Genomic DNA, 24975 nt, shown 5'->3' on the forward strand with positions numbered 1-24975 from the left:
GCTGCTTAACTAGTTGAACGATAAAGCAATTTTTCTTTAATATGAAACCGATTTCTTGAAATTGATCAACTAAAAGGCAAGAGTTATGGGTGAGTCGCACTCTGATGAAAAGCTAAAACGTATTTGTGATGCTTTAAGGACAGAAACCCTTGAGCCTGCTGAAAGAGAAGCTGCTTCCATCGTGGAGGGAGCAAAAGGGCAAGCTAGTGCGATTATAGAAGAGGCTAACAGGAAAGCTGAGGTTCTTTTAGCTGAAGCGGAAAGAAAGGCTCAAGATAAAATAGTTAGAGCCGAGAAGGCTTTGTCTCAGGCTGGGAAAAGGGCTTTGGAATCTCTTAGACATGCTGTGGAGGAAAAATTCTTTAAAGCGAATCTTTCAGAGTGGCTTTCTTCTATCTTGTCTTCAGAGAAAGTTGTTGCAGATCTTATGGCAGCATTGGTCGAGGCCATAAACACTGAAGGTGTCAGGGGGCAATTGGTTGGCTATATTTCCAAAAAACTAACACCTAGATCTGTTAATGAGTTGTTGGGGAAAACAATAACGGAAAAGTTTAAGGGTAAGAGTGTGACTTTAGGAGATTTTCAAGGTGGGGTGCAGCTTAAGGTGAATGATAGGCACTGGATCTTGGATCTTTCTTCAGAAGCTTTGCAAGAGCTATTTATTCGTTATCTTCAAAAAGATTTTCGGGAGATGATTTTTGCTGATTCTATGAGTGAAGAGTTTCCTACATAAGTTTTAGCAAGCCTTTACAAAGATTTGGTATTCTTAGAAGACAGTATTCATGACTAAGTATTATTTTCTTTCGTCTTTCATGCCTGTACAATCGCCTGATGGGGAGGCTGTATTTTCTTTGGCTGATTTAGACGATCTTTTGGTCACGAATCTTTCTAGGGAGGATTGGGTTAAATACCAATTGATTAAGCGGTTATTTGATCTCGAGAATTTTGCTTTTTTTTGGAATGGTAAAGAGATACGGCACTCCTTTGGGGAAGTCACGAAGGAAAATGTCGGGGATTTGCTGCGTTTTGAGCAATGGGGAGCCAACGAGGAATTTGAAGATTTTTTTAAAGATTTCCTACAGATGTATAAAAGTTCCGAGGAAAGATTGCAGTCTTATTCCCAATTGGTTAGAGATTTTTTAGTCCATTATAGCGAGCGCTGTGATGGGTTTCTTAGTAAGTATCTTTCTTTCAAACAAAATTTACGCATAGTTCTGGCCGGGTATAGGGCCAGAGCTATGCAGCTGGATATGTCTTATGTTTTGAGGAATGAAGATCATTCAGATCCAATAGTTCTGCATACTCTCATGCAAAAAGATGCGCCACAATATGAACTCCCTTGGGAATTTAGGGATTTGAAAGCCAGTTTAGAAGATTATGGTAGACTTTCCCATACTTTGTATCGATCTTTGGAGTTATATGAGTTCTACAAACTAGAGGAGCTAATGAGAGATTATTATTTTGACTCAGGTCTAGTTCTTGGTAGAGCTGTTTCGTATCTGTTGGCATTGAAACGATCCAGGGCAAGTATAGAGATAGGGAAGAATTTTATTGGTGAAATGGAGAAGTCGTTGACATGGTAGGTAGTAGCGGACAAACAACTCAAGGAGTTGTCGTGGAAGCATTTGGCAACTTGTTGCGGGTGCGGTTTGAAGGAACGGTTCGTCAGGGGGAAGTTGCATATGTCAATGTAGGAGATGCTTGGTTAAAGGCTGAGGTCATAGAGGTTATAAACCAAGAAGTAAAAATACAGGTTTTCGAAGACACGTTAGGGGTTTCTAGAGGCAATAAGGTTATGTTTTCTGGTAATCTTTTAGAGGCAGAATTGGGACCCGGGTTGCTAAAAACTATTTTTGATGGGTTGCAGAATCGATTGGAAGTTTTGGCCGAGGAGGACTTGTTTTTACAAAGAGGAAAGTACGTTTCTCCTATTTGTAGAGAGACAATTTGGAAATATATCCCTAAGGCATCCGTGGGACAGTCTGTTCAAAGGGGGGATGCTTTGGGATTTGTTAAAGAAGGACTTTTTGATCATAAGATTTCTGTGCCCTACAGCTTGTTCCAGACTGTCACGTTGACTTGGGTGATTTCAGAGGGAGAGTATACAGTAGATACTGTTATTGCTAAGGGAAGGGATGCATCCGGTGCAGAGCATGAATTTACAATGATTCAGAGATGGCCCATTAAGCAACCTCTCCGAGAAGGGGTGGAAATTCCTTGTAAAGAAATTATGAGCGTGGGGCTTCGGGTTTTAGACACGCAAATTCCCATTCTTAAAGGAGGTACTTTTTGTACTCCAGGGCCTTTTGGAGCAGGAAAAACCATATTGCAACATCATCTTTCCAAGTATGCGGCTGTAGATATAGTTATTATGTGCGCTTGCGGAGAAAGGGCTGGGGAAGTTGTCGAAGTTTTACAGGAATTTCCTAAACTGATAGATCCTCATACTAAAAAATCTTTGATCGACAGAACTTGTATTATTTGTAACACGTCATCTATGCCTGTGGCGTCTAGGGAGTCCTCAGTTTACATGGGCGTAACTATTGCGGAGTATTATCGTCAGATGGGGTTAGATGTTTTATTGCTAGCAGACTCTACTTCTCGATGGGCTCAAGCGCTCAGGGAGATTTCTGGCCGATTAGAAGAGATTCCGGGAGAAGAGGCCTTTCCAGCGTATTTGTCATCTAGAATAGCCGCTTTTTATGAAAGAGGGGGTGTTGTAAGAAATCGAGAGGGAGTAGAAGGCTCCCTAACTATATGTGGATCTGTGTCTCCTGCTGGAGGAAACTTTGAAGAACCGGTAACCCAGTCAACATTAGCTGTTGTGGGAGCATTTTGTGGCTTGTCTAAAGCAAGGGCTGATGCTCGAAGATATCCTTCCATTGACCCAATGATTTCTTGGTCTAAATACTTAGAAAAAGTGGGAGAAATTTTGGAAGATAAAATATCGGGATGGGGTGATTTGGTTGCTAGGTCATACAGATTGCTCCGTGAGGGTAGTGAGATAGGAAAAAGGATGGAAGTTGTAGGAGAAGAGGGAGTATCCTTACAGGATATGGAAACTTACCTAAAGGCAGAGTTGTATGATTTTTGCTATTTACAGCAAAATGCATTTGATTCTGTTGATAGTTATTGTTCTTTTGACCGCCAAGTGGCTTTGTTCAAGTTAATGAACAAAATATTTGATGCTAATTTTTTCTTTGAGAAGGTTGATGATGCTAGAAGTTTCTTTTTAGAACTTCAAAGTAAGATCAAAACTTTAAATGGTTTCGTGTTTGAGTCTTCGGAATACAATGAAGGATTGAATGCTGTTATGAAGTTACTGGAATCAAGAATGGAAATAAAAATGGCTTAAAGATATGCGGACGATTTATACAAAAATAACGGATATAAAAGGCAACCTTATCACAGTTGATGCCAAAGATACTTCGTTGGGGGAGTTAGCGTTAATAGAGCGCGCGGATGGTCGTTCTTCTTATGCCTCTGTTCTAAGGTTTGACTCTAACAAGGTAACCCTGCAAGTTTTCGGGGGTACTTCAGGACTTTCAAATGGAGACAAGGTAACTTTTTTAGGTCATTCTATGGAAGTTGTTTATGGGGATTCTCTTTTAGGTAGGAGATTAAATGGAGTAGGGAAACCTTTAGATGATGATAAAGAACCTATTATGGGAGATCCGATAGGGATATCTACGCCCACGTTTAATCCCGTCTGTCGTATTGTTCCCAGGGAAATGGTTCGGACCAACATTCCTATGATAGATGTTTTTAACTGTTTGGTTCGGTCTCAAAAAATACCTATATTTTCTTCCTCTGGAGAGAAGCACAATGCTTTGCTTATGCGTATTGCAGCCCAAACAGATGCTGATGTTGTGATTATTGGGGGAATGGGGCTGACCTTTGTGGATTACAGCTATTTGGTAGAAGAGGCAAAAAGAACCGGACTGTTGGATAAATGTATTATTTTCGCCCATAAAGCTGTAGATGCCCCGGTAGAGTGCATACTGGTTCCAGACATGGCTTTGGCTTGTGCAGAAAGATTTGCCATTGATAAAAAGTTAAATGTCCTGGTTCTCCTCACAGATATGACAGCTTTTGCTGATGCTCTTAAAGAGATATCCATCACGATGGATCAAATTCCCGCTAATCGAGGTTATCCGGGATCTTTATATTCAGATCTAGCTGTTCGTTACGAAAAAGCTGTAGAGATTGCCCAAGGAGGATCGATAACGGTTATAGCTGTTACTACTATGCCCGGAGATGATGTTACGCATCCGGTTCCTGATAATACGGGCTATATCACTGAGGGGCAATTTTACTTGAGAGGGGGCTGCATAGATCCTTTTGGATCTCTTTCTCGTTTGAAGCAACTTGTAATAGGTAAGGCTACAAGGGAAGATCATGGAGATCTAGCAAATACATTGATTCGTTTATATGCAGACTCCCGTAAAGCCATGGAAAGGATGTCCATGGGCTTCAAATTGTCTAAGTGGGATCAAAAATTATTAAGTTTTTCTGAGCAATTTGAATCTCGATTGATGGATCTGAATGTCAACATAGCGTTGGAAAAGGCTTTGGATATTGGTTGGCAGATCCTCAGAAATTCCTTTTACCCAGAAGAGACAGGGATCAAGCAACAGCTAATAGATAAGTTTTGGCCCAGATAGGATGCTATGACAACACCTTTAAAGCTAACAAAGAATGAATTTCGCGTCAGAAAGTCCAAACTGGAGTGGTTGCAAGCTTACTTGCCGACACTGAAGCTTAAAAAAGCTTTGTTACAATCAGAAGTTCAAACGGCTTTAGCGGAGCACGAATTTTGTGAGAGAGAGTATGAGTCAATAAAACACCAAGTGTACGCTATGGCAGAGTTATTCAGCATACCTCTCTACATCCATAACGTTGAAGGAAGTTTTCAGGTTTCTAAAGTAGATAAAGAAGTAGAGAACATAGCTGGAGTAGAGGTTCCTGTTTTCCGTGGTATCGAAATGAAGAGTTCTGCTTACTCGCTTCTGGATACACCCGCATGGACAGATACATTAATTGCATTGTCTAGGGATTTTGTAGCATCTAAAATCAAGTCAGCCATAGCTAAAGAGCGTTATGAGATTTTGCATGCGGAACTTCGTAATGTTTCTATTCGGGTAAATTTGTTTGAAAAAAAACTAATTCCAGAAACTAAGGAGGCTATGAAAAAGATAACTATTTTCTTGAATGATAGGGCCATGGTTGATGTGGGGCAAAACAAAATAGCTAAGAAGAAAATCGAGGAGAAAAAAGAGGCTCTTCATGAGGATTGATGTCAAGAAATGTCTTTTTGTAGCTACTTCTCAAGTAAAAGAAAGTTTCTTTTTAGATTGTCGTAGTTTGGGGGTCATAGAATTTTTTTCTAAGGAGATTGTCTTCTCAGACAGGGTTTCCGGTAAGCACGCAGAAGCTACAAAGATTTTACGTAAGCTCGGAATGGAGCTTTCCTTAGAAGAATTGAAAATTGACGCAACTAGTTTTCATCAGTCAGCGGAAGAAATTGTCGATGAAGTGTTGGGGCTAGATAGAGAGATATCGAAGCTAAAAGAACTTTTAAAAGCTGTCAATAAAGAAATTCTCAGAGTACAGCCTTTAGGTCGATTTTCAACTTGTGATGTGGAAGATTTAAGTCGTCGCACGGGATTATCTATCCGTTATTTTTATCGCAAGCATATTGATGGAGATTCCATGGAGGTTAACGATGAGAATGTTTTTTATATATCAACAGCACATAATTTTGATTATTACGCAGTGATCGGCGTGGTTAATCTTCCTAAAGATAAATATACAGAGATTGTCATCAAACAGTCTTTTCCGGAGTTGCAAGAGGAAATTGCTGAAATTCAAAAGAAAATCCGAGAAAAGAGTAATCGCTTAATAGAACTACATTCTGCTCTACCTCTAATTATAAAGGATCTGTACGAAAGGGTAAACTTTACAAATCTATTGAATGTTGAAAAGTGCAGCACATCCATTTTTAATGATAAAATTTTCTCCATAACGGGTTGGGTTGTATCCAATCATATGGAAAAATTATCTGAGATATGTAGAGTCCACGGCGTTTGGATGGAAGAGGTTTCTCCAGATGAGGGGGAAAGGGTTCCGACGTACCTAGAAAATGAAGGACTAGGGTCCATGGGTGAGGACTTAGTAAACATTTATGATACACCTTCATCCTCTGATTCAGATCCTTCTACATGGGTTTTTGTCTCCTTTGCCTTATTCTTTTCCATGATTATCAATGATGCTGGGTATGGATTACTATTTTTATTTTCAGCCTTGTGGTTTAGAGTCCGTTCCAAAAAGAAACTGAGTAAAGTGAAGAAGCGCTTTCTTAAGATGGCGACTATTTTGGGAAGTTGTTGCATTATTTGGGGGCTAGCTACTGCGTCTTTTTTCGGAGTTTCTTTTTCTTCAAACAATATAATGAGTGAGATTTCTTTGACTCGCTTTCTCGCCTTGAAGAAGGCGGAGTATTTTTTGGAAGCAAAACCGTCCTCTTATAAAAAATTGATAGTAGAGTACCCTTTACTAAAAGAAAAAACTTCTCCAGAGGAGTTTTTAATGGCTAAAGGGTCAAAAAGTGGAGGAGAAGAAGTTAGGTTTCTTATCTACGATAAATTCGTTGATAACGTGTTAATGGAAATTTCTTTGTTTATCGGCATTATGCATATTATGGTAGGTCTGATGAGAAATTTGCGTCGTTCTCCAGCAGGCCTAGGGTGGATTTGTTTCCTTGTTGGAGCGTATCTATACTTTCCTGTCTATTTAAATTGTGTCTCTTTAATCCATTATTGCTTGAAGATTCCTTACTTTTTTGGAGGAGAAATGGGTTTATATCTTCTCTTAGGAGGGATCGGATTATCTACATTAATAGCCGTTTTTCGAGACAAGTGGAAAGGAGTAGGAGAACTCACTGTAGTTATTCAGGTGTTTTCTGACGTTCTTTCTTACCTCAGAATTTATGCTTTAGGTCTTGCCGGGGCTATGATGGGTGCAACTTTTAATAGCATGGGAGCCAAGGTCTCCGGGGTTTTGGGAGCTTTAGTGATTTTACTGGGACATTCGGTGAACATAATTTTGTCCATCATGGGTGGCGTTATTCATGGCTTAAGATTAAACTTTATTGAATGGTATCACTACTGTTTTGAGGGTGGTGGTAGGATGTTAAAGCCTTTTCGTCAGGCTGCTTATGAAGATGAGTAAAGTGGTTTTTCTTACTCATAAATCTTAATTTTGGTAACATTCCCCTTTTTGTTTCGTTTTTTCGGCTCCAAAAAGGGTAAGCATATAATCGGGGTAAGATATGGTTGTTCTAGAAGTTGTAGGGCCTGCTTTACTTTTAGGCATGGCTATGATCGGGAGTGCTGTTGGATGTGGGATTGCTGGTGTGGCCTCTCATGCTGTAATGTCCAGGATGGATGAAGGGCATGGAAAGATCATAGGCATGTCGGCTATGCCGGCCTCTCAGTCGATTTATGGATTCATCTTAATGTTGTTGATGCAAAACGCTATCAAGGACGGAAAGTTGGGTGCCATAGGGGCTATAGCTATAGGTGTTTCTGTCGGTGTTGCGTTGATGGCGTCTTCGGTTATGCAGGGAAAATGTTGTGTAAGTGGTATACAGGCTTACTCAAGATCGTCTTCTGTGTACGGAAAATGTTTAGCCTCTATAGGGATTGTAGAATCTTTTGCGCTCTTTGCTTTCGTTTTTGCTTTACTACTCTTCTAAGTTTATTTTGGGGATCGCCGTCGTATTCGCTCTTCTGTTTTTTGTTTCGACAGGGTGTACGGCTCCAGTCTTGTATACTTTTACCGAGTATATCTGTGAGGAGGATTGTGCTTCGTCCAAAATCGGCCTGGAAGAATCCCTCAGCCCTGTTTTTTTAGGTAAGCAAGTTGTAATCAATTGGTCTCTTCCGAAAAAATATCATTCTTCCTCTCTGAGCTTGCTTCTGAATGTGTATTATAGCGATGGGGAGCACAAAAAGTTAGCATACGAAGTGGAAGGACTTTCGGGTTATAAAGTTTATAGAACTCAAGAACTATCGGATTCTGCTAAAGAAGTTATTTCTTATAAGGCGGTCCTAATGGCCGACGGTAAGGAAGTTATTTCTTCCGCACATCATTTGTGGACGGAAGTTATTCCTGTTACTAGGGGCGGCACCTTGAATCAGTTAAATTAATTACTAAAAATAAATTCCACCTAACAATTATGAAAAAAGAAGAGCTGCCTAAAACTTATTCCGCAGATTTAGTCGAAGAAAGATTGTATGCCTTTTGGGAGTCAGAAGGACTTTTTAAAGCAAACTCTGAGTCTAAAAAACCTCCTTTTTCTGTGATAATGCCTCCGCCGAATGTTACAGGAGTTTTGCATATGGGACATGCCTTAGTTAATACTCTTCAGGATGTTGTTGTTCGTTATAAACGCAAGATGGGGTTTGAGGTTTGCTGGATTCCAGGAACAGATCATGCGGGTATAGCCACCCAGAGCGTCGTCGAGAAGTACTTGTTGGCTTCTGAGGGGAAAAGAAGGACTGATTATTCCAGGCATGAATTTTTAGAAAAAGTGGAGGTGTGGAAAGAAAAAAGCCAGAAGGTAATTCTTTCCCAGTTACGTAAGTTAGGGTGTTCTTGTGACTGGTCTCGCCAGAGGTTTACAATGGATCCAGGAGCGAACGCTGCAGTCCGAAAGGCTTTTAAAATTCTCTTTGACAAAGGATTGATATATCAAGGGGACTACCTGGTTAATTGGGACCCTATTTTGCAGACAGCATTGGCTGATGACGAAGTCGAATATGAAGAGAAAAGAGGGTATCTTTATTATTTCAAGTATCCCGTGGTTGGAGATTGTTCTGGAAGAGTAGTATCTGTCGCAACAACTAGGCCTGAAACGCTCCTGGGAGATGTTGCTGTAGCTGTTTCTTCTGAGGATGAGCGGTATCAAGATTTATGTGGCGTCAAATTATATCACCCTCTTTTAGACAAGGAAATTCCTCTGATTTTTGATATTCGTGTCGATCGTAATTTTGGAACGGGCGCGGTAAAAATTACTCCTGCTCATGACAAAGATGATTATCGCATAGGATTGGATCATGGATTGCCTTTGATAAACATTTTAACTCCTGAAGGGTTGATAAATGACAATGGTGGAAGATTTTCTGGAATGACCCGAGAAGAAGCCCGAGAGAAGGTAACGGCATCCATGCAAGCACTCGGAATGTTTGAAAAAAAAGAAGAATATGTGATTCGGACGGGAGTCTCCTATCGATCTGGAGCTGTTATAGAGCCTTTCCTTTCGAAACAGTGGTTTGTTCGGGCAGAGCCTTTTGTGGGAGAGCTTAGAAGCGTTATAGAAGAACAGACAGTGAAGCTGTTTCCTTCTGAATTTAAACAAAATTATCTTTCTTGGGTCAATAATCTTAGAGACTGGTGTATTAGTAGACAGTTATGGTGGGGACATCAGATACCCATTTGGTACAATAGGGATGATCCAGAGATAATGATTTGTTATGATGGAGATGGTGTTCCCCCGGAGGTGGCTAGAAATCCCGGGGCTTGGGAGCAGGATCCTGATGTTTTAGATACTTGGTTTTCTTCTGGTTTATGGCCTATTACCTGTTTGGGATGGCCAGATTTGGACTCCAAAGATTTATCTAAGTTTTATCCTACCTCTTTTCTAGTAACAGGTCATGATATCCTGTTTTTCTGGGTTACTAGAATGATATTGATGTGTTCCGAGTTTTCTGGCGGAGATGTTCCTTTCAAAGAGGTATTTCTGCATGGCCTGATTTTTGGAAAATCTTACTTTCGCTTGGATGAACAAGGGCAGATGTCTTACATCACTGGGGAAGAGAAAAAATACTACGATTCAGGCGGCAAGGTTCCTGATGGAGTGTCTCACAAGTGGGAAAAGCTGTCCAAGTCAAAAGGTAACGTTATCGATCCTCTAGATCTTATTTCTTCTTATGGAGCGGATGCTATCCGAATGACACTGTGTTCTTTCGCTAACCGGGGGGAGCAGATAGATCTAGATTACCGAGTTTTTGAGGAGTTTAAGAATTTTTCTAATAAGATTTGGAATGGGGCTCGATTTATATTTGGGAACATTGAGGGTATCACAGCTGAGGATATAGAAGCGGGGTTGGACAGTTCTTTGCTAGGCCTAGAAGATTATCAGGTAATGCACCAGTTCAATGAGCTGTTGACCTTAATGCATGGGTACTATTCGACTTATTCTTTTGATAAAATGGCTACTAGAGCTTATGAGTTCTTTAGAAATGATTTATGTTCTACATACATAGAATTAATTAAGCCTGTTTTGTTTGGTAAGTCGGGTTCTGATTTAGAGAAAAAGAATAAACAGAAGTTATTGGTATGCTTGCTTGTAGGTGTTTTAGGAGTCTTGCATCCCATGGTTCCTTTTATAACAGAGGAGCTTTTTCAAAAAATCAAGCTTTTCTTGGGAACAGAAAAGTATAGAGATGGGGATGATTACACTAGATCCACTTGCAGTGCTCTGTCTGCAAGATCCTGTATGACGTCGTCCTACCCAAAAGCTTTTCCAACGCATGGCATTCCTGAGGATTTATTGGAACGTTGTGCTCTCAGAGACAGACTAGTTTATATTGTGAGGAATATTCGAGGTGAGGCGGGGATTTCGCCTGGAGAGACAGTTAAAGTTTACATAGCCTCTGCAGAATCCAGTAGTTTACAAGAGTATGACTCAGCATTGCGATCCCTAGCTGGGGTTGGTGAGTTATTCTTTACGGAAGTTCTTCCTAAGGATAAAGTACTATCGATAGGGGTTGTTGAACACATTTCTGTCGGAGTAGAAGTATCTCATGAGCATTTAATGAAAGAGACGGAGCGATTACGCAAGGAACTATCTAAGTTGGAGGGGTCTTTGGAAAGAAACTTAGCTCTCTTATCTAATGAAGATTTTGTATCTAAAGCAAAGGCAGAACTTATCTTGGAAAAAAAAGAGATAGTCGATAGGCAGAAAGCCGAAGTTGCTAAGATTAGAGAAAAACTCACAGAAAAAGAGAGACTGCAGTAAGTTTCTCACGTTGTCCATTTGCCAATGGAGGTTTATGAAAGATAGTAGCTATCAGATAATTCGCTTAATTGGCAAAGGAGGAATGGGAGAGGTCTACTTGGCTTACGACCCCGTTTATGACAGAAAAGTGGCTTTAAAGAGAATCCGTTCGGATTTACCTTCAAATGATCTTCTCAAACAAAGATTTCTTAGGGAACCTCGCATTGCGGGGAGGCTGGTACATCCTGGAGTCGTTCCGGTGTATTCCATTCAAGAAAGTGATGATCAGGTGTACTACACTATGCCCTATATAGAGGGCGATACTTTAAAGAGCCTTTTTAAGGAAGTTTGGAATAAGGACGTTATACCAAATTTTCTTAAAGAAAAAACTTCTGTATCATCGTTTATCCCTATTTTTTACAGTGTATGTAGAACTATAGAATATGTTCATTCCCAAGGTGTTTTACATCGAGATTTAAAACCGGATAACATTTTACTAGGTCTCTTTGGAGAAGTTGTTATTCTGGATTGGGGAGCTGCCATAGAGAAACAGGACTGCCTGGCAGAGGACTGTAATGAAGGGCGCGTAATTGAAAGTAATTTGTGGAGTGATAGGGAAGAAACCCCTAGCATCACAATTCCTGGAAAAATTGTTGGAACCTTGGATTATATGGCTCCCGAACGTTTAGCTGGGGAACCAGCAACGGAGCTCACAGACGTATATTCTCTAGGTGTCATACTATATCAAATGTTAACATTGTCATTTCCTTTTCCCAAGAGAAGAAAGATAAAGGCTTCAAAAATTTGTGAGCACATTCTACCTCCGGAAGTGGTGGCTCCTCACCGAGAGATTTCTCCCGCGTTGTCTAAGGTTGTTATGAAAGCTTTAGAGTTCAGTCCCTCTTCTCGCTATCAATCTGTTTCAGCTTTATGTGCTGACATAGCTTCTTACTTAGCAGGGACCCCTTGTTACTCTGAAGAAGAAGTATTATTTCTGTCTGATAAAAGTTCCTGGGAATTTTCAGAACCCGTACTTTTATCAACATATTTTCCCAATATTGAAGGCTCAACTTCTCTTTGGTATGAGTTGTCGGTATCCAAGCAGTCTTGGTTTGCGGATCTGAGGTTCCAGTATGTCATCCCGATACATCATCTTCGAGAGGGTATAGGCATCCTGTTTCCGATCACTTTGAGCCAAGGAAGTCTTTGTTTCTTAGGATATGGGTTGTGGTTAATATCTCTAGGTGACAAAGTGATTTTTTCCCTAACCAAGAATGGCATGGATTTGGTCCATCAAACAATCCCTATTCCCAATGGAGCAACTTCTATTCCGATTTTTATAGAGAGGGAGGAGTCAAAAATATCATTTAGCGTGAGTGACTTGTTTCAGTTTTCTTGCGCAGAAGATATTTTGAGAGGAGGGCGCATAGGTATACTATCTTGTGACTCGAAAGTTTTTTCTGGGGAGATATTCATTTCTAAGATTAATAGTAGCTTGCAAGTAAGTTGCTTATCTGTTCCAGATGCTTTTTTGGCGGAAAAATTTTATGACCACGCTTTAACGTTGTATCGGCGTATAGCCAACTCTTTTCCTGGGAGGAGAGAAGGTTGTGAGGCTCGTTTTCGAGCCGGGATGGCACTGTTAGAAAAGTCTTTAAGCCAAGGGGAAAACCAATTTTCTGATGATTTGCTTATGGCTTTAGAAGAGTTTTCTCATTTACATAATACCATATTAGCTCCCTTAGAGTATTTAGGCAAATCTTTCGTATATCGGTCTGTAGGGGATATTCATGAAGAAGTAAAGTGCTTGGCTTTGGGGCTAAAACGTTATTCCACGCATCAGGAATCTAACCGTCTCAAAGAACAGGTGTTTTATCGAGTACATGAATCTTCTCTCAAAGATCTTAGGTCTTTTCCGTTGTTTATGCTGCTAGCGCTAGGAGTTTCTCCTGAAGCTTTTTCTGAATCAGATCGCAATCGATTTTTTGAGTTGCTAAAGTTGAAAATTGCAGCAACGTTTCTATTTGACGATCGGCCTTTGATAGCTTTTGATTTAAATAACATATGTCTTTTATTGAGTTATTGGACTGGGGTGTCTACAACTCTTTTTGGTCTCATGCAGCAAGCAGATGAAAGAGAAATCGGTTTTTGGATCAAAGCCATTACCGTGTTATTTATGAATGCTCCGCAATATTTTTCTAGTCATATAAGAACGTTGATTGAGAAAGATATGGTGTATTTGAGTGAGCATTTGATGATATTTTCTGAATGGCTGTCAGTGGCTTACACTAATTTTGATGAAGTTTGTTTTTCTTTATCTCAAATAGATGAGGAATTTCCTGAAAGTTGTCTGGTTTATTTGTTGGAGGTCCTTTTGTTAATCGCTCCTACGATAAGTCGAGAAGAGAAGATGTTGGAATTGATATCTAGAATAGAACAGAAATTGAGATTGCCGTCGGCTAAGGACGTATTTGCAGAAAAGGTTTTGTGTTTCTATTCCAATCGGACACCCTCCGAGGTGAAGTTTTTTTTAAATTGTAAGAAAATTCGGATGTTTTTGTTTTTAGGGGATTGGAAAAGTGCTGGTAGATTATTAGCTCTTTACGATGAGGAAAGGTTTATCGACGATACGACGGATCTATTTGTTTTGTATGGGTGCTGGTTAGCATTAACGGAAGGGGAAGAGGTTGCTCAGATACATTTTTCTGGTGCAAGTGAAGCTCCAAATTATTCTCCTAAGATTCTTCTTGCACGCATGGTAACTGAGGGTTCTAGATTTTCTCCTCAAACCTTACTGGACGGAGAAAAAAGAGAGTTATTAGGTCAATTGTTGTTGTACTACCGATGCCTCGGAGATAAGGAAAAAGCTGCAGAAGTTTTGAATCAGTATAAGGACATGTTTTGGCTTTGGTAGTGAAGTTCGTCTACTACGGGTCTAGAATCTTGGTTTCAATTCTATGACATAGGAGGAGGCCTGAATGATTTTGGGAGAGTAATCGGCACAGAAGATAGAGTGTCCATCTTTGACTAATTTTTTCAGCAGTCTAACTAAGGCTTCAATGCCTTTGTCATCTAACTGTGATGAGGGTTTTTCTAAAAGATATAGGGTTGGGGTGGAGTTTTGTTTGTAGAGAGTCTTTGCCATTTCGACTAATTGTCTTTCCCCATGGGATAGGGAAGTTAATTTTCTGTTTAGTGACAAATGACTGATTTGTAACTCTTTCATTACTTGGATTTGAGTTGTTAATTTTTTTAAAAAAGGGAAAGTTTCTAAAAGGGTATATGCTGGGAGACGTAAAATTTCTCCAAAATGTTTTTCTTGATACAGCACGCTTAGGCTTATAGGATTAAGCATGAACCCGTTACATTCTGGGCAGCAGATAGCTTCAACTGGTGAAAGGAATTGTTGGGAATATAGTTTTCCAGTTCCGAAGCAAGACGAACACATTCCTTTTTTAGTATTTGCGCTGAAGGAAGAGGCCGAGAGATTTTGGGACACGGCTTTTGGTAACGAGGAGAAGAACTTTCTTAACGAAGGGGATAAATCTAAGTAGGTTCCCACATCGGATCTTGTATAAGATTTCTCTATGCGGGAATCCAGGAGTACTATGTTCTTGATAATATGAGAGCCAGCTCGTATTAGGTTTTCTCCTTCTTTAAAGAAACCCTCACGCAACAAAATGCTAGATCCGGATCCTGAGGGCCCTGTAATACAAACTAGACTGTTTAGTGGTGCTTTCTGAGAGAAGTTACGTATTGGCCCCATAGTTAAGTTTTTTACTGAGATCCACTCTTTGAACTCAGGTTTTGAAGGCATATCTACTTTTTGGTTGTGAATAGATTGAGAATCGGTTAGCGGGCATAAATATCCTCCTTCAGGTCCAGAAAGAGGTCCCAGGCGTATATTGTGATCTGCGAAAGGAACGAGCTGATTGCTTCTGTCTGTTACGATAATGGTGTTGCGTAGATTTTTTAATTGATTGAAAAATTCTACTAGCTTGGGAAGATCCTGTGGATGGAGATAAGAAAAGGGGGACTCAAAAATATAGATAATATCGGATAGAAAGTTACTAGTCTTAGCGACTAGGTACGTATTGTATAATTCGCCATCACCAAGCGTTTTCAGGGAGCGAATCAGAGTCATATGGGACAGGTTTAATGTCTTAATAGAAAGTAGGATGCTGTTTAACTTTTGTTTGATAGGTAAAAGAATCGATGAAAGGTTTGAAGGATAGAGGGAGGGGTCACAAAACGTTTCTAAGTTTGAGAAAGAATTATTAAGCAAAGAAATAAAAGAGTGACCTTCTACTTGAATGGCAAGAGCAAAAGAACTTAAGCCTGTCCCTTGGCATTTGGAGCAAGGCTCTTGGGATAAGAAGTGTTTTAAAAGGAAGAAGTTTTCTTCCGTGGAATTTTGTAGTTTTAGGGAGAGCAGAGTTTCAATACCAGGAGTGTTTTGAGTTCCTCTCAGTAACTTTTTTTTATTTTCGGAACTCAGTTGTCCAATTTTTTGAGTGAAAGGTAGATGCAGTTTTAGAATGGCTCTTCTTTCTTCTTCAAAGGAAGCTTCCTTGGGGAAAAAGTAAGCAAAAAGTTCTTGGGGAGAGAGTGTATTGAGTTTATCTGTGTGTGGAGATAGATTGAAAATTTTTGTGACGCCCTTTCCTTGACAATGTTCACAGGTACTTGAAGGATTCTTTTCAGAGAAAATTTCTGAAGAAATTTTTGGAAACAAGGTTCCTGAGTTATTTTGTAGGCCTTTGCGGATTTTTTTGATTGCTATGAGATTTTCTTTGTTTGATACCAGGAGCGTGCACTTGTCATCTGATAGATCAAATGCTAAAGAGAGCGCTTGTAAAATTTTAGTTTTGTTGCTCTCAACAACTGACAAATGGTTAATAACAACACCAGGGTCCTGTACTGTAAGGGGAGGAAAGTCGTCTATGTCGAATATTTGTTTGTCCCCAAAAAACTTCACGTAACCCATTTTCTGTTTTTCTTGAAATTCTTCATCGAAGTTATTGGATGTGAATGGGGCTATGATTGTTACGTACAAGCCCGGAGAAGTTTTAATGAGGTCGTTTGCTAAAAATTCTTCATCGATATTTTGTAGAGGAACTTCTGTTTTCGGATCAGCTGGTGTTCCTACGGTTAAAAATATCAGTTTTAAGAGATCATAGACTCCTGTTGCTTTTGCTAATGATTTGTCCATAGGAGAGGCTGCAGAGCTTAGAGAAGATTTGACAAAAGTTTGCATGTTGTCTGAGGACAAAGCAACGATAGGAGATAGTCCTTTAATTTCTTTACATTCGCTTGGAGAAGCCTCTGGCAATAAATTAGCTAGGTAGGGCGGGAGCAAGTCCGAATAGTTATGTATTCCTTCTGAATATAGTGTTCCAAAGGCTAAGGAATTTTTTCCCGAGGCTATGGGTCCTGAAATTATATTAAGGGCATTTCTCTTGATTATTGTATCGATATTTTTAAGGTTGTTTTTATTTGCGTGTATGATCTCTATATCCGGTAGTTGAGGAGGTGGAAAAGAGATAGAAGAAGTTTTGGAAAGGATCTGACAAGAAGGGGAAAGGAAAGGTTGGAGAAACTTACCTGTCTGAGAAGAAGTTGTTACCAATTCTTCTGGTGTGCACTCATGGAGAATATAGCCTCCGTTAGGGCCCCCTACGGGACCTAAATCTATGACGAGATCACTTATTTTAATGACATGGGCGTTGTGTTCAACTACGACTACTGTATGCCCTAATTTTGTAAAAGCATAAAGAATCTTTAGTAAAGCTTTTATGTCTTGAGTATGTAGTCCCGTCGTAGGTTCATCTAGGACGTAAAGAGTGGAATTTTTCGTTCGTTTAGAAGAACATAGCTCTGCAGCGAGTTTTAATCTTTGGCACTCTCCTTCTGAAAGAGATGACAAAGGTCTGCCTAACTGGAGATGATCTAGCCCTATTTGTACTAGGGAATAAATTTTTTCATGAATAGCAGGGCAGTCCTGAAAGAATTTTTCCGCTTCTAAGGCGGTCATTTCTAAGATGTCAGAAATATTTTTTTCTCTGTAAGAAACAGAAAGAACCCTCGGAGAAAATCGCTTCCCTTTACAAGAGGGGCAGTGCATAGTGTATTCCTCAAAAGATTCGGATATTTGAACTTCGCCTATTCCAGAGCATAGGGAGCAAGTATGTTCTGAAGTGTTGAAACTGAAAGAAGACTTTGTCAAGCCAAACTGATTTGCTAAAGGTTGCTTAGCAAATAACTCTCTAATTAAGTCAAAGACACCAATATACGTAGCTGGGATAGAACGTCGATTCTTCCCTGGAGTTTTTTGACTGATATTAACAACTTTGTCAAAAAGTTTACTTCCATAAATTTTGATGCCAGGAAATTTTAGTTTTAACGAATCTCCGCTTGTAATAGCCTCCATAACAGGGACTAAAGTATCATTGATAAGGGAAGATTTTCCTGAGCCTGATACTCCCGTTACGGAAATAAAAAGTCCCTTGGGAATATTCAGACTGACATTTTTGAGATTATTAGTTGTGATGTTCTCTATTCGCAAACATTCCGGACTTGCTCTACGCTTTTTAGGAATTTCTATGATAGCTTCCTTTCTTAAAAACTTAGCTGTCATGGAATCTGATTCTTTTAGGAATTTCTCGGGAGTTCCGTTGAATAAAATGTTTCCTCCAAAGACTCCTGCCCCTGGGCCTATGTCAATGACCCTATCGGCAAAAGAGAAAGAATGTTCGTAGTGATCAACGAGGATTACTGTATTGCCTTTGTGTTTAAGATCTTGGATGCATTGAGATAATTTTTTTGTATCTAAGGGATGGAGTCCTATTGAAGGCTCATCTAGAACATAAATGATGCCTACGGGACCAAAACTAATTTGTTTCGCTAATAGTGTTCTTCTTGCTTCGCCACCAGATAATGATCGCATAGTTCGGTTGCATGAAAGATATCCGAGGCCTAGACGGTTCATCAGGGAGGCTTTATTCATGAGGCGTTGTATGATTTCTTTAGAAACATCATCTTCGATTGAACCTATAGGTAAGTCTGATAAGTATTCGGTGAGCATGGAAATAGGCATGGAGAGTACTTCAGGGAAAGTTTTTTTACCTAAGGTTATGTTTGATATCCATGGATGATAACCATTCCCATGGCATGTAGGACATTTTGAAACAATAAGATACGGGGAGAGTTTATCTCTGATTTGCTTAGATGGAGATAAAATAAATTTTTCCGCCAACTCTGTAACGACTCCCTTCCACCGGATGTACGAGAGCTTTTTAAACAGATTGATTTCTAAATATTTGTTGGGATCCCCATACAGGAACGCATTTTTAGCTGATTCTTTTAATTCTTTCCATGGTGTTTTTAGAGAGAAGTTGTAACTCTTTGCTAAAGCATCATAAACAGCCCTGTAGTATGTTGTGTGATACCCCCCAGCAGGAATGCAAGAATTTTGAGCTATACCAACTTCTTCATTAATAGCGGTCTTTGGGTTGAGACGAATTATACTTCCTAATCCAAGACATACGGGGCATCGACCTTTTTCCGACCTTTTAGAGAAGTTTTGAGAAGATAGAGGGAAAGAAAGTCCTTTAGGCAAGTTTGGATTTAAAGATAATTTTTGTTCATCCATACCAGGAATTGATAGGAAACATACGCCTGCACCTTCTTCAAGAGCCTTGAATAGGGAGGAAGCCACTCTAGAAGTATTCGAGGGTTTGATTGTTATCGTATCGATAATTAACCGGATATGGGTAAAATGTTTAAGTTCCGAGGCATCTTGAAAAGCATAAAGTGATAGGGAAGTCCCATCGCAGAGAATTTTGGAAAAGCCTTTCTGAAGAAGACGTTGGCGCGCTTCCTGGAGGGCGGGATACTGGCTGAGATCGATTGATAATTGAACTTTAGTCCCTTCTGGAAGGGAGAGAATATCTTTTAAAAATTTTTCTTTAGACCCAAAAACGATTGGCTGTTTTGTAATGGGATCTCTAATAGTTCCCAGAAGGGAAAAAAGGATTTTTAGATAATCCGTAATTTTTGTCATTGTCCCTACGGTGGAGTAATGACTGGTATTTTTTACTGAATGTCTGTGAATAGCTATTGTAGGAGATAAACCCCTAATGTCGTCTACTTCCGGAGCCTGTGGCAATTGAAAATGTTCTGAAAGATTTAGAGTAGATGCGTATTGTCTGTGTCCAGAAGCAAAGATTGTATCGAAAGCTAAGGAAGACTTACCAGATCCGGATGGCCCTGTTAGTAAAACAATTTCTCCAAAATAAAAATGAGTAGACACATTTTTGAGATTGCGCACTCTAACATTGATTAGTTCTACGATGTGGTTCTTTTGCATGACAAGTAGTTAAAGTACAGTTGTTGGTTAGTTTTTTTAGTGTTCAATTATTGATGAAAATTTGGTTTTTTTTTAGAAAAACTTTTTATTTTTTCTTTGTAAATTGGGTTTTTGAGAGGTTGTTTTTTATCGATTTTCAGTTTTTTTTTTTTGATGGGGTCGTATACTTCCTTTTTGGACCCCCTGGAGGGTTTTTTATCAACCTGTCTTCACTTTGAGAGAATAAGTATCAATGATTACACGCACAAAAGTTATTTGCACTATAGGTCCAAAAACTTCCAGCGAAGAGATGTTGGAGTCTTTATTAGATGCAGGGATGAATATCGCTAGGTTGAACTTTAGTCATGGATCCCACGAAGAGCATGCCAAAGTCATAGTTAGACTGCGCGCTTTAAGACAGAAGCGACAGGTGCCCTTAGCCATTATGCTGGATACCAAGGGTCCTGAAATTCGAATAGGGAAAATTCGTGATGGATCTATGAGTATTTTTAAAGGGCAAAGACTTCATTTGGTCGCAGAGGAAATGGAGGGCTGCGAACAGGGTGTAACCGTGTGCCCTGCATCAGTTATCCCGCATGTTGTTCCTGGAGTGGAAGTTCTTGTGGATGACGGCTATATTCATGCTGTGGTGACGAAAGTTTCTGGGGGAGGGCTAGAAATAGAATTTACTGCTGATGGCATTTTGAAGTCTCACAAATCTGTGAGTATACGAGGAGTGGATGTCAACCTTCCTTTTATGACTGATAAGGACAAAAGCGATCTTAAATTTGGTATTGAACAAGGGGTAGATTTTATAGCAGCTTCCTTTGTTCGTTACCCTGAGGACATTGAAAATATGCGGAAGTATTTGGCTGAAAACGGAAGGCCAGATATGCCCATCATAGCAAAAATTGAAAATCATTCTGGAGTGCAAAACTTTGATCAGATAGCTAATCTAGCCAATGGTATTATGATTGCCAGGGGGGACTTGGGTATAGAACTATCTGTTGTAGAGGTCCCTGTTTTACAAAAGCATATGGCTAAAATTGCCAGAGATAAGGGGCGTTTTTGCATTATTGCAACGCAGATGCTGGAATCCATGATTCATAATTTATTGCCGACGAGAGCTGAGGTTTCAGATATTGCTAATGCTATATACGATGGTGCTTCAGCTGTAATGCTTTCTGGAGAGACTGCTTCAGGAAGTTACCCCATACAAGCCGTAAATATTATGAAGGCAGTTATTTCTAAAACAGAGAGTAACGTGAGTTGCGATGAATTCTCTCTATGCAACGATGAAGCTTGTGTATTGAAAGTTTCTCCGGGGTTAAAAGCTTTGGGGGCTTCTGTCGTGTCGATTGTTAGACGGGCAAACGCTAAAGCTATTGTTGTGTACACTGAGAATGGAATATCTCCGATGTTCTTAGCTAAGTATCGTTCAGAGATACCCATTCTTGCTGTAACAACTTCCTCTTCTCTGTATTATAGATTATCAGCGGAATGGGGAGTATACCCCATGCTAACAGAAGAATCTGATCGTACAGTTTGGAGAAAACAAGCATGTCTTTATGGGCTTGATAATAAGTTTTTTGCGGAAAGTGATCGTATTTTGGTTCTGAGTCGAAGCTCTGGAAGCAGAGAGACCAATATGCTGGCGATAGCTTCGGTCAAGGAGGTCCTTAGCGGCGATGCGCGGATTGGTTGAGCTTAGCAAAGCTTAGACTATTTGAAAAAATTTTCTGTTATTGCGAAAAGCTCTTGATTTGTTCTTTTGGCCATGTGGAATATGTGGCTTGTTCCAGTTTTCTTTAATTGTGTCCTTAGCATTTTGTTGTTTGTGCAGTCGAAAAAAGCTTCGAATATGTTTGGTGTGGAGAAAAGCTCAGGACCACTTGGTAGAAAAGTTAGTATTGTTTCCGGATGCTTGAGGGCTAAGTTCTCTATAAATTGTTTGGAATAGGGATCTTCTGCGATCATAGTTATTTCTGTACCTTTGAACATTGTTAGCCAGCGGCGAACGACGATTTCACTCTTTTTTATGAAATCTTCATTGAGGAGTATCAGGACACGGCTAAAGGAAAACTTCTTTTTTAAGGAAGGAGAGAGTTTCTTTTTCCAGCGTTTGTGTAACCACATCCATTGTTCTGGTTGGTATCTGATGCCGGTTTCCAGAAAGTGCATTAGTTGGTCCATGAGGGCAGAACACGCTTCTTTTGGGGGCAAATTTTTATCTGCAACTAAGGGTGGAGATGGTCGGATTACATATCCTTTGGGTTCTCTTGAGATGGTTATAGCTACAACAGGACAGGATGTCTTATAAGCCAGTAGAGCTGGAGACACCGTCGTCCAGGCCTCATTACCAAACAAGGGATAAGAATAAGTGGACATTAGCAGTGCTTGGTCACCAACGATACCCACCAGCTTGCCAAGATTTAGTGCTTTTAGACATTTGTTGATACCATTTTCAGGAGAAGTGATTTTTCCTTTATAGAGCTCACGTAATTTGCAAATTTTTCGGTTTAGGAGTTGGTTTTTAACGGTTTTGGCTAGGGCCAAGCCGGAGTAATTTTTAGTAATGAAGAGAAAAGGCAGTTCCCAGTTAGCTTGGTGCCCACAAAAAGCAATTAGTCCCTGGCCATTGGAAAGTCTTTTATAGGATTCTTCTAGTTCAAGATCTGATATAATCTTGGCAGGGAAACTGGGATTTTTAGTACTTTCTGTTTCTACTCGAACAATGTTGTCTATTTTTTTTGCTATCTTTCCAATAGAAAGGATTTCTAGTAAGGTGATCCCGAGGTGAGCAAAAGATTGTTTGGCTATCTTTTCCCTTTCGGAAAAGGTCTTTTTTGGGTAGGCCAGAGCCAAATTTCTTAAAGCTGTGTTCCGGTAATCTTTGAGGAATTTGTATGCTATCTTCCCCAGTATTTTCCCAGACGAATGAATCAGAGTAGTGGGGAAATAATTTAGTATACGGATAATTGTAGAGATCGAGAGGTAGAGGGGTAGCTCTCGAAAAGTTTTCCTTAAAGACCTTGTGGAGGCACAGCTATTTCTTTTCATCCGATTCCCTGAGAAGTTTTTCAATGCATAATTGTTATGCTAAAGCACTCGAGAGAATTTATTCCATGATTTAGTACAAGCTATGGCCAAAGATAAAGAGACCAGAGCTGTAGCAATAAGGAGAGCCGCTATCAGGTAAGAGGATTGGATGCCAAACAGAGCAGCAGGCAAGGCAACCACCCCAGCAACGGACAACCCTAAAAGCGAAGCAGATGACAAAAAAGTAATGGTCATTAGGGTGGACGCTAGTAGGGTTATAGTCTCCCTCTTTTTATAGTTTCGGTCGCATGGGGAACAAGCTATAGTTAAGAGGCAATTAGTGGAGGACGAAATACAGTCAGTACAGCACATATGCTTGTCCTTAAGGGGTTCAATTATTGTCCCAGGGTTATACCAGAGGGGAGGTTTAAGGCGTAATGTTTTTCATTAAAGATGATCTTTTCTCTGTGATGATCACTTTGTTATCCTGAATTGTTGCAAATAAGGAAAGAGGCGTTCCGCTATCATCAAAGAGTGTCATTTTTCTCAGGTACTCTCGGAATCGATGCCGGATTTGTTGTTCATCTGCTTGTCTTAAGATCTCATGTTCAAAGGCCTCTTGTTCCGTAGCTGCTTTCACAAAAGTGTTCTCCAAAGTTTTTTCATCGATAAATTCCACAGCCCAATTGGCTAAGGAATTAGGTTCTTGGGAAGGAGCGACAACGACAGCAACGGTGAGATTGTCTTTAACAACGTTAAGAAATAATCTACTCACATCTCTGACATATAGAGGAGTATTTAGAACGGAAATACCATTCTTTTGCGAAACCGTACTGGTTGTGAGGACGGAATAGTTTAGAGGGTTTGCGGAATCACTGTACTTGATGGGGAAAAAAAGAAATATGAGCAGTTTAACGTCCAGAGGCATGAGTTCTTGTTTGAGAAACAGTATTCTCAAGAAGTCTGCTTTGGGATCGTTAAGTGTGATAAGAGTGTTATCTCCAAAAGGTATAGAGATTTTTTTCCAGCTATCAGGGACTTTAAAAATAACTTCATCATGGTGATTTTGCTCCACGTAGTTCCTATCGAGTTCTTCTGCAGAGACTTTATTTAAATTAAGAGTTAACTCTAGGCCTTGTTCTTTCAGCGCAGATACTTGTTCTTGAGGTCCACTTATCTTTTGGCTTAAATATTTGGGCCATACGTCAAGATACTCATAGCCCTTTGGAGGGTTCCCTGTTGGAGGCATGACAGTAATAATGATATCCTCCGTAATGAATTTTGTTAGATTAATAAAGATATCTGAAGCTGCGACAGATGTTACTTGTTTTCTGACGTCTATGTTCTGGTTAATACTGACAAGGTTGTACTTATCTACTGAGGCTATCCAACTTTCTCTGTGTCCTGATGCATCGATGACGACTTCTAGATCATTAGACCGTAGGTCTTGGACGGTAGTTTTATTCCCTGTAACAGTGATAGTTATACGTTTGTTCAATAGACCCGTAGGGAGCAGCCCTACCACAGTTTGTTCTGGAAGTAAACCTACTATACGAATCGGGACATTGGTAAGTGTTTTGGTAATAGTCACTGTTTGATTAACGAGGAACCATATGCTGGCAGCAAACACTAAGGAAACTAATTTTCTTGGCCAATTTTTTACAAATAAGGAGAATAAAAATGATTTCATCAGAAAGAAAGCCACGATTTATAAGATTTATTTCTATTTTTATTTGCCGCAAACAGACTCCGTAGAACAGCTCTAAACCGGTCCATTTTTACTCCTCTGGTTAAAAGCCCATCTCTTGACAGGGAAACATTTCCATTCTCCTCTGAGACAGTGATAATGAGAGCGTCAGTTTTTTGACTAGCACCTAAAGCCGCTCGGTGTCTTGTTCCCATTGTTCTTGATAATTGGGCTGTATCTTGAGCTAAGGGTAAGATGACTCTTGCATAGGCAATAACTTCGCCGCGTATAATTACAGCTCCATCGTGTAAAGGGGAAGAGGGCTCAAAGATTGACTTGAGTAGTTCCTCAGAAAAGTCTGCGTTTAGGGTAACAGAAGACAAGTTAAGGTATTCATTAAAAGAATCTTTGTTTTCAAGAACAATCAGAGCTCCAATTTGCCTTTCAGAAAAGTAGTAAACCGTATTAGTAATTTGTTCAATGAAGTGGTCTTGAGCTTTCAGGTTGTACTTCCTACCTCGAATACGTATCCGGGACAGGGCAAGCCTAATTTCGGGCTGGAAAATGATAAAAACAGCTATAGCAGCAATATTCACTACATTGAGCATTAGCTTGTTGATGACAGGAAAGTTTAATCTATCAGAGAGGACGAAAAGAAAGAGAAAAAACAAGAAACCAAAAACTACGTCCATAGCCCTGGTTCCCCAAAAAAACTTCAACAAGTAATGTAGAAGAGCCCAAATCAAAGTAATTTCAGCAAGAGGAATTAAACGGGAAACATCCATAATGATTAACTACAAGCGTCCTCTTTTTTAATTTTTGGTATTGCCCCCCTTGTGT

General features: G+C 39.8%; 16 protein-coding genes. 11 read left to right on the forward strand and 5 right to left on the reverse strand.

Annotated features, from left to right (window positions below; all coding sequences use genetic code 11):
• Positions 1-85: 85 nt before the first annotated feature.
• The 10 genes from KJA62_RS01140 to pknD all read left to right on the forward strand — a co-directional run bounded on the left by KJA62_RS01140 (position 86) and on the right by pknD (position 13976).
• Entirely contained in the window at positions 86-733 is a 648-nt protein-coding gene (locus tag KJA62_RS01140) for a V-type ATP synthase subunit E (protein WP_213318215.1), read from the forward strand.
• A gap of 49 nt (positions 734-782) precedes the next feature.
• A complete protein-coding gene (locus KJA62_RS01145) occupies positions 783-1583 on the forward strand; it encodes a DUF2764 family protein (protein ID WP_213318216.1) in 801 nt (266 codons plus the stop codon).
• The gene (locus KJA62_RS01150; protein WP_213318217.1) at positions 1577-3355 is read left to right on the forward strand and encodes a V-type ATP synthase subunit A; all 1779 of its coding nucleotides are present in this window, start codon (positions 1577-1579) and stop codon (positions 3353-3355) included. The genes KJA62_RS01145 and KJA62_RS01150 overlap by 7 nt, the downstream gene beginning before the upstream one ends.
• Positions 3356-3359: 4 nt before the next feature.
• Positions 3360-4664, forward strand: coding sequence for a V-type ATP synthase subunit B (locus tag KJA62_RS01155; protein ID WP_213318218.1), 1305 nt, complete (start codon positions 3360-3362; stop codon positions 4662-4664).
• Positions 4665-4670: 6 nt separating this feature from the next.
• A complete protein-coding gene (locus KJA62_RS01160) occupies positions 4671-5297 on the forward strand; it encodes a V-type ATP synthase subunit D (protein ID WP_213318219.1) in 627 nt (208 codons plus the stop codon).
• Positions 5287-7230: a V-type ATP synthase subunit I gene (locus tag KJA62_RS01165; RefSeq protein ID WP_213318220.1), complete on the forward strand. Its 1944-nt coding sequence runs from the start codon at positions 5287-5289 to the stop codon at positions 7228-7230. The genes KJA62_RS01160 and KJA62_RS01165 overlap by 11 nt, the downstream gene beginning before the upstream one ends.
• Positions 7231-7330: 100 nt before the next feature.
• A complete protein-coding gene (locus KJA62_RS01170; RefSeq protein ID WP_213318221.1) occupies positions 7331-7756 on the forward strand; it encodes an ATP synthase subunit C in 426 nt (141 codons plus the stop codon).
• A gap of 7 nt (positions 7757-7763) precedes the next feature.
• Positions 7764-8210 carry a hypothetical protein gene (locus KJA62_RS01175; RefSeq protein ID WP_213318222.1) on the forward strand — a complete coding sequence of 149 codons (447 nt, stop codon included), beginning with the start codon at positions 7764-7766 and terminating at the stop codon, positions 8208-8210.
• Between the two features lie 29 nt (positions 8211-8239).
• Entirely contained in the window at positions 8240-11083 is a 2844-nt protein-coding gene (locus KJA62_RS01180; RefSeq protein ID WP_213318223.1) for a valine--tRNA ligase, read from the forward strand.
• A gap of 34 nt (positions 11084-11117) precedes the next feature.
• Entirely contained in the window at positions 11118-13976 is a 2859-nt protein-coding gene (gene pknD, locus KJA62_RS01185) for a serine/threonine-protein kinase PknD (protein WP_213318224.1), read from the forward strand.
• Between the two features lie 21 nt (positions 13977-13997).
• Here pknD and uvrA read toward each other — a convergent pair whose 3' ends face one another.
• Positions 13998-19430, reverse strand: a complete 5433-nt coding sequence (gene uvrA, locus KJA62_RS01190) for an excinuclease ABC subunit UvrA (protein WP_213318225.1) — start codon at positions 19428-19430, stop codon at positions 13998-14000.
• Between the two features lie 232 nt (positions 19431-19662).
• Here uvrA and pyk point away from each other — a divergent pair, with 232 nt between their 5' ends.
• Complete coding sequence (gene pyk, locus KJA62_RS01195; RefSeq protein WP_213318226.1) at positions 19663-21114, forward strand: pyruvate kinase; 1452 nt, start codon at positions 19663-19665, stop codon at positions 21112-21114.
• Positions 21115-21131: 17 nt separating this feature from the next.
• Here the strand turns inward: pyk and KJA62_RS01200 are convergent, their stop codons facing one another.
• From KJA62_RS01200 to cdaA, 4 genes are read right to left on the reverse strand one after another with little or no spacing between them, the layout of a single operon-like run.
• Positions 21132-22469: an LpxL/LpxP family acyltransferase gene (locus tag KJA62_RS01200; RefSeq protein WP_213318227.1), complete on the reverse strand. Its 1338-nt coding sequence runs from the start codon at positions 22467-22469 to the stop codon at positions 21132-21134.
• Positions 22470-22508: 39 nt separating this feature from the next.
• On the reverse strand, positions 22509-22820 hold the full coding sequence (locus KJA62_RS01205) for a hypothetical protein (protein WP_213318228.1): 312 nt from the start codon (positions 22818-22820) through the stop codon (positions 22509-22511).
• Positions 22821-22875: 55 nt separating this feature from the next.
• Positions 22876-24138, reverse strand: coding sequence for a CdaR family protein (locus KJA62_RS01210; protein WP_213318229.1), 1263 nt, complete (start codon positions 24136-24138; stop codon positions 22876-22878).
• Positions 24138-24920 carry a diadenylate cyclase CdaA gene (gene cdaA, locus KJA62_RS01215; protein WP_246481874.1) on the reverse strand — a complete coding sequence of 261 codons (783 nt, stop codon included), beginning with the start codon at positions 24918-24920 and terminating at the stop codon, positions 24138-24140. The genes KJA62_RS01210 and cdaA overlap by 1 nt, the downstream gene beginning before the upstream one ends.
• Positions 24921-24975 lie beyond the last annotated feature (55 nt).

The sequence above is a fragment of the Chlamydiifrater volucris genome (assembly GCF_902806995.1).
Classification (GTDB): Bacteria; Chlamydiota; Chlamydiia; order Chlamydiales; family Chlamydiaceae; genus Chlamydiifrater; species Chlamydiifrater volucris.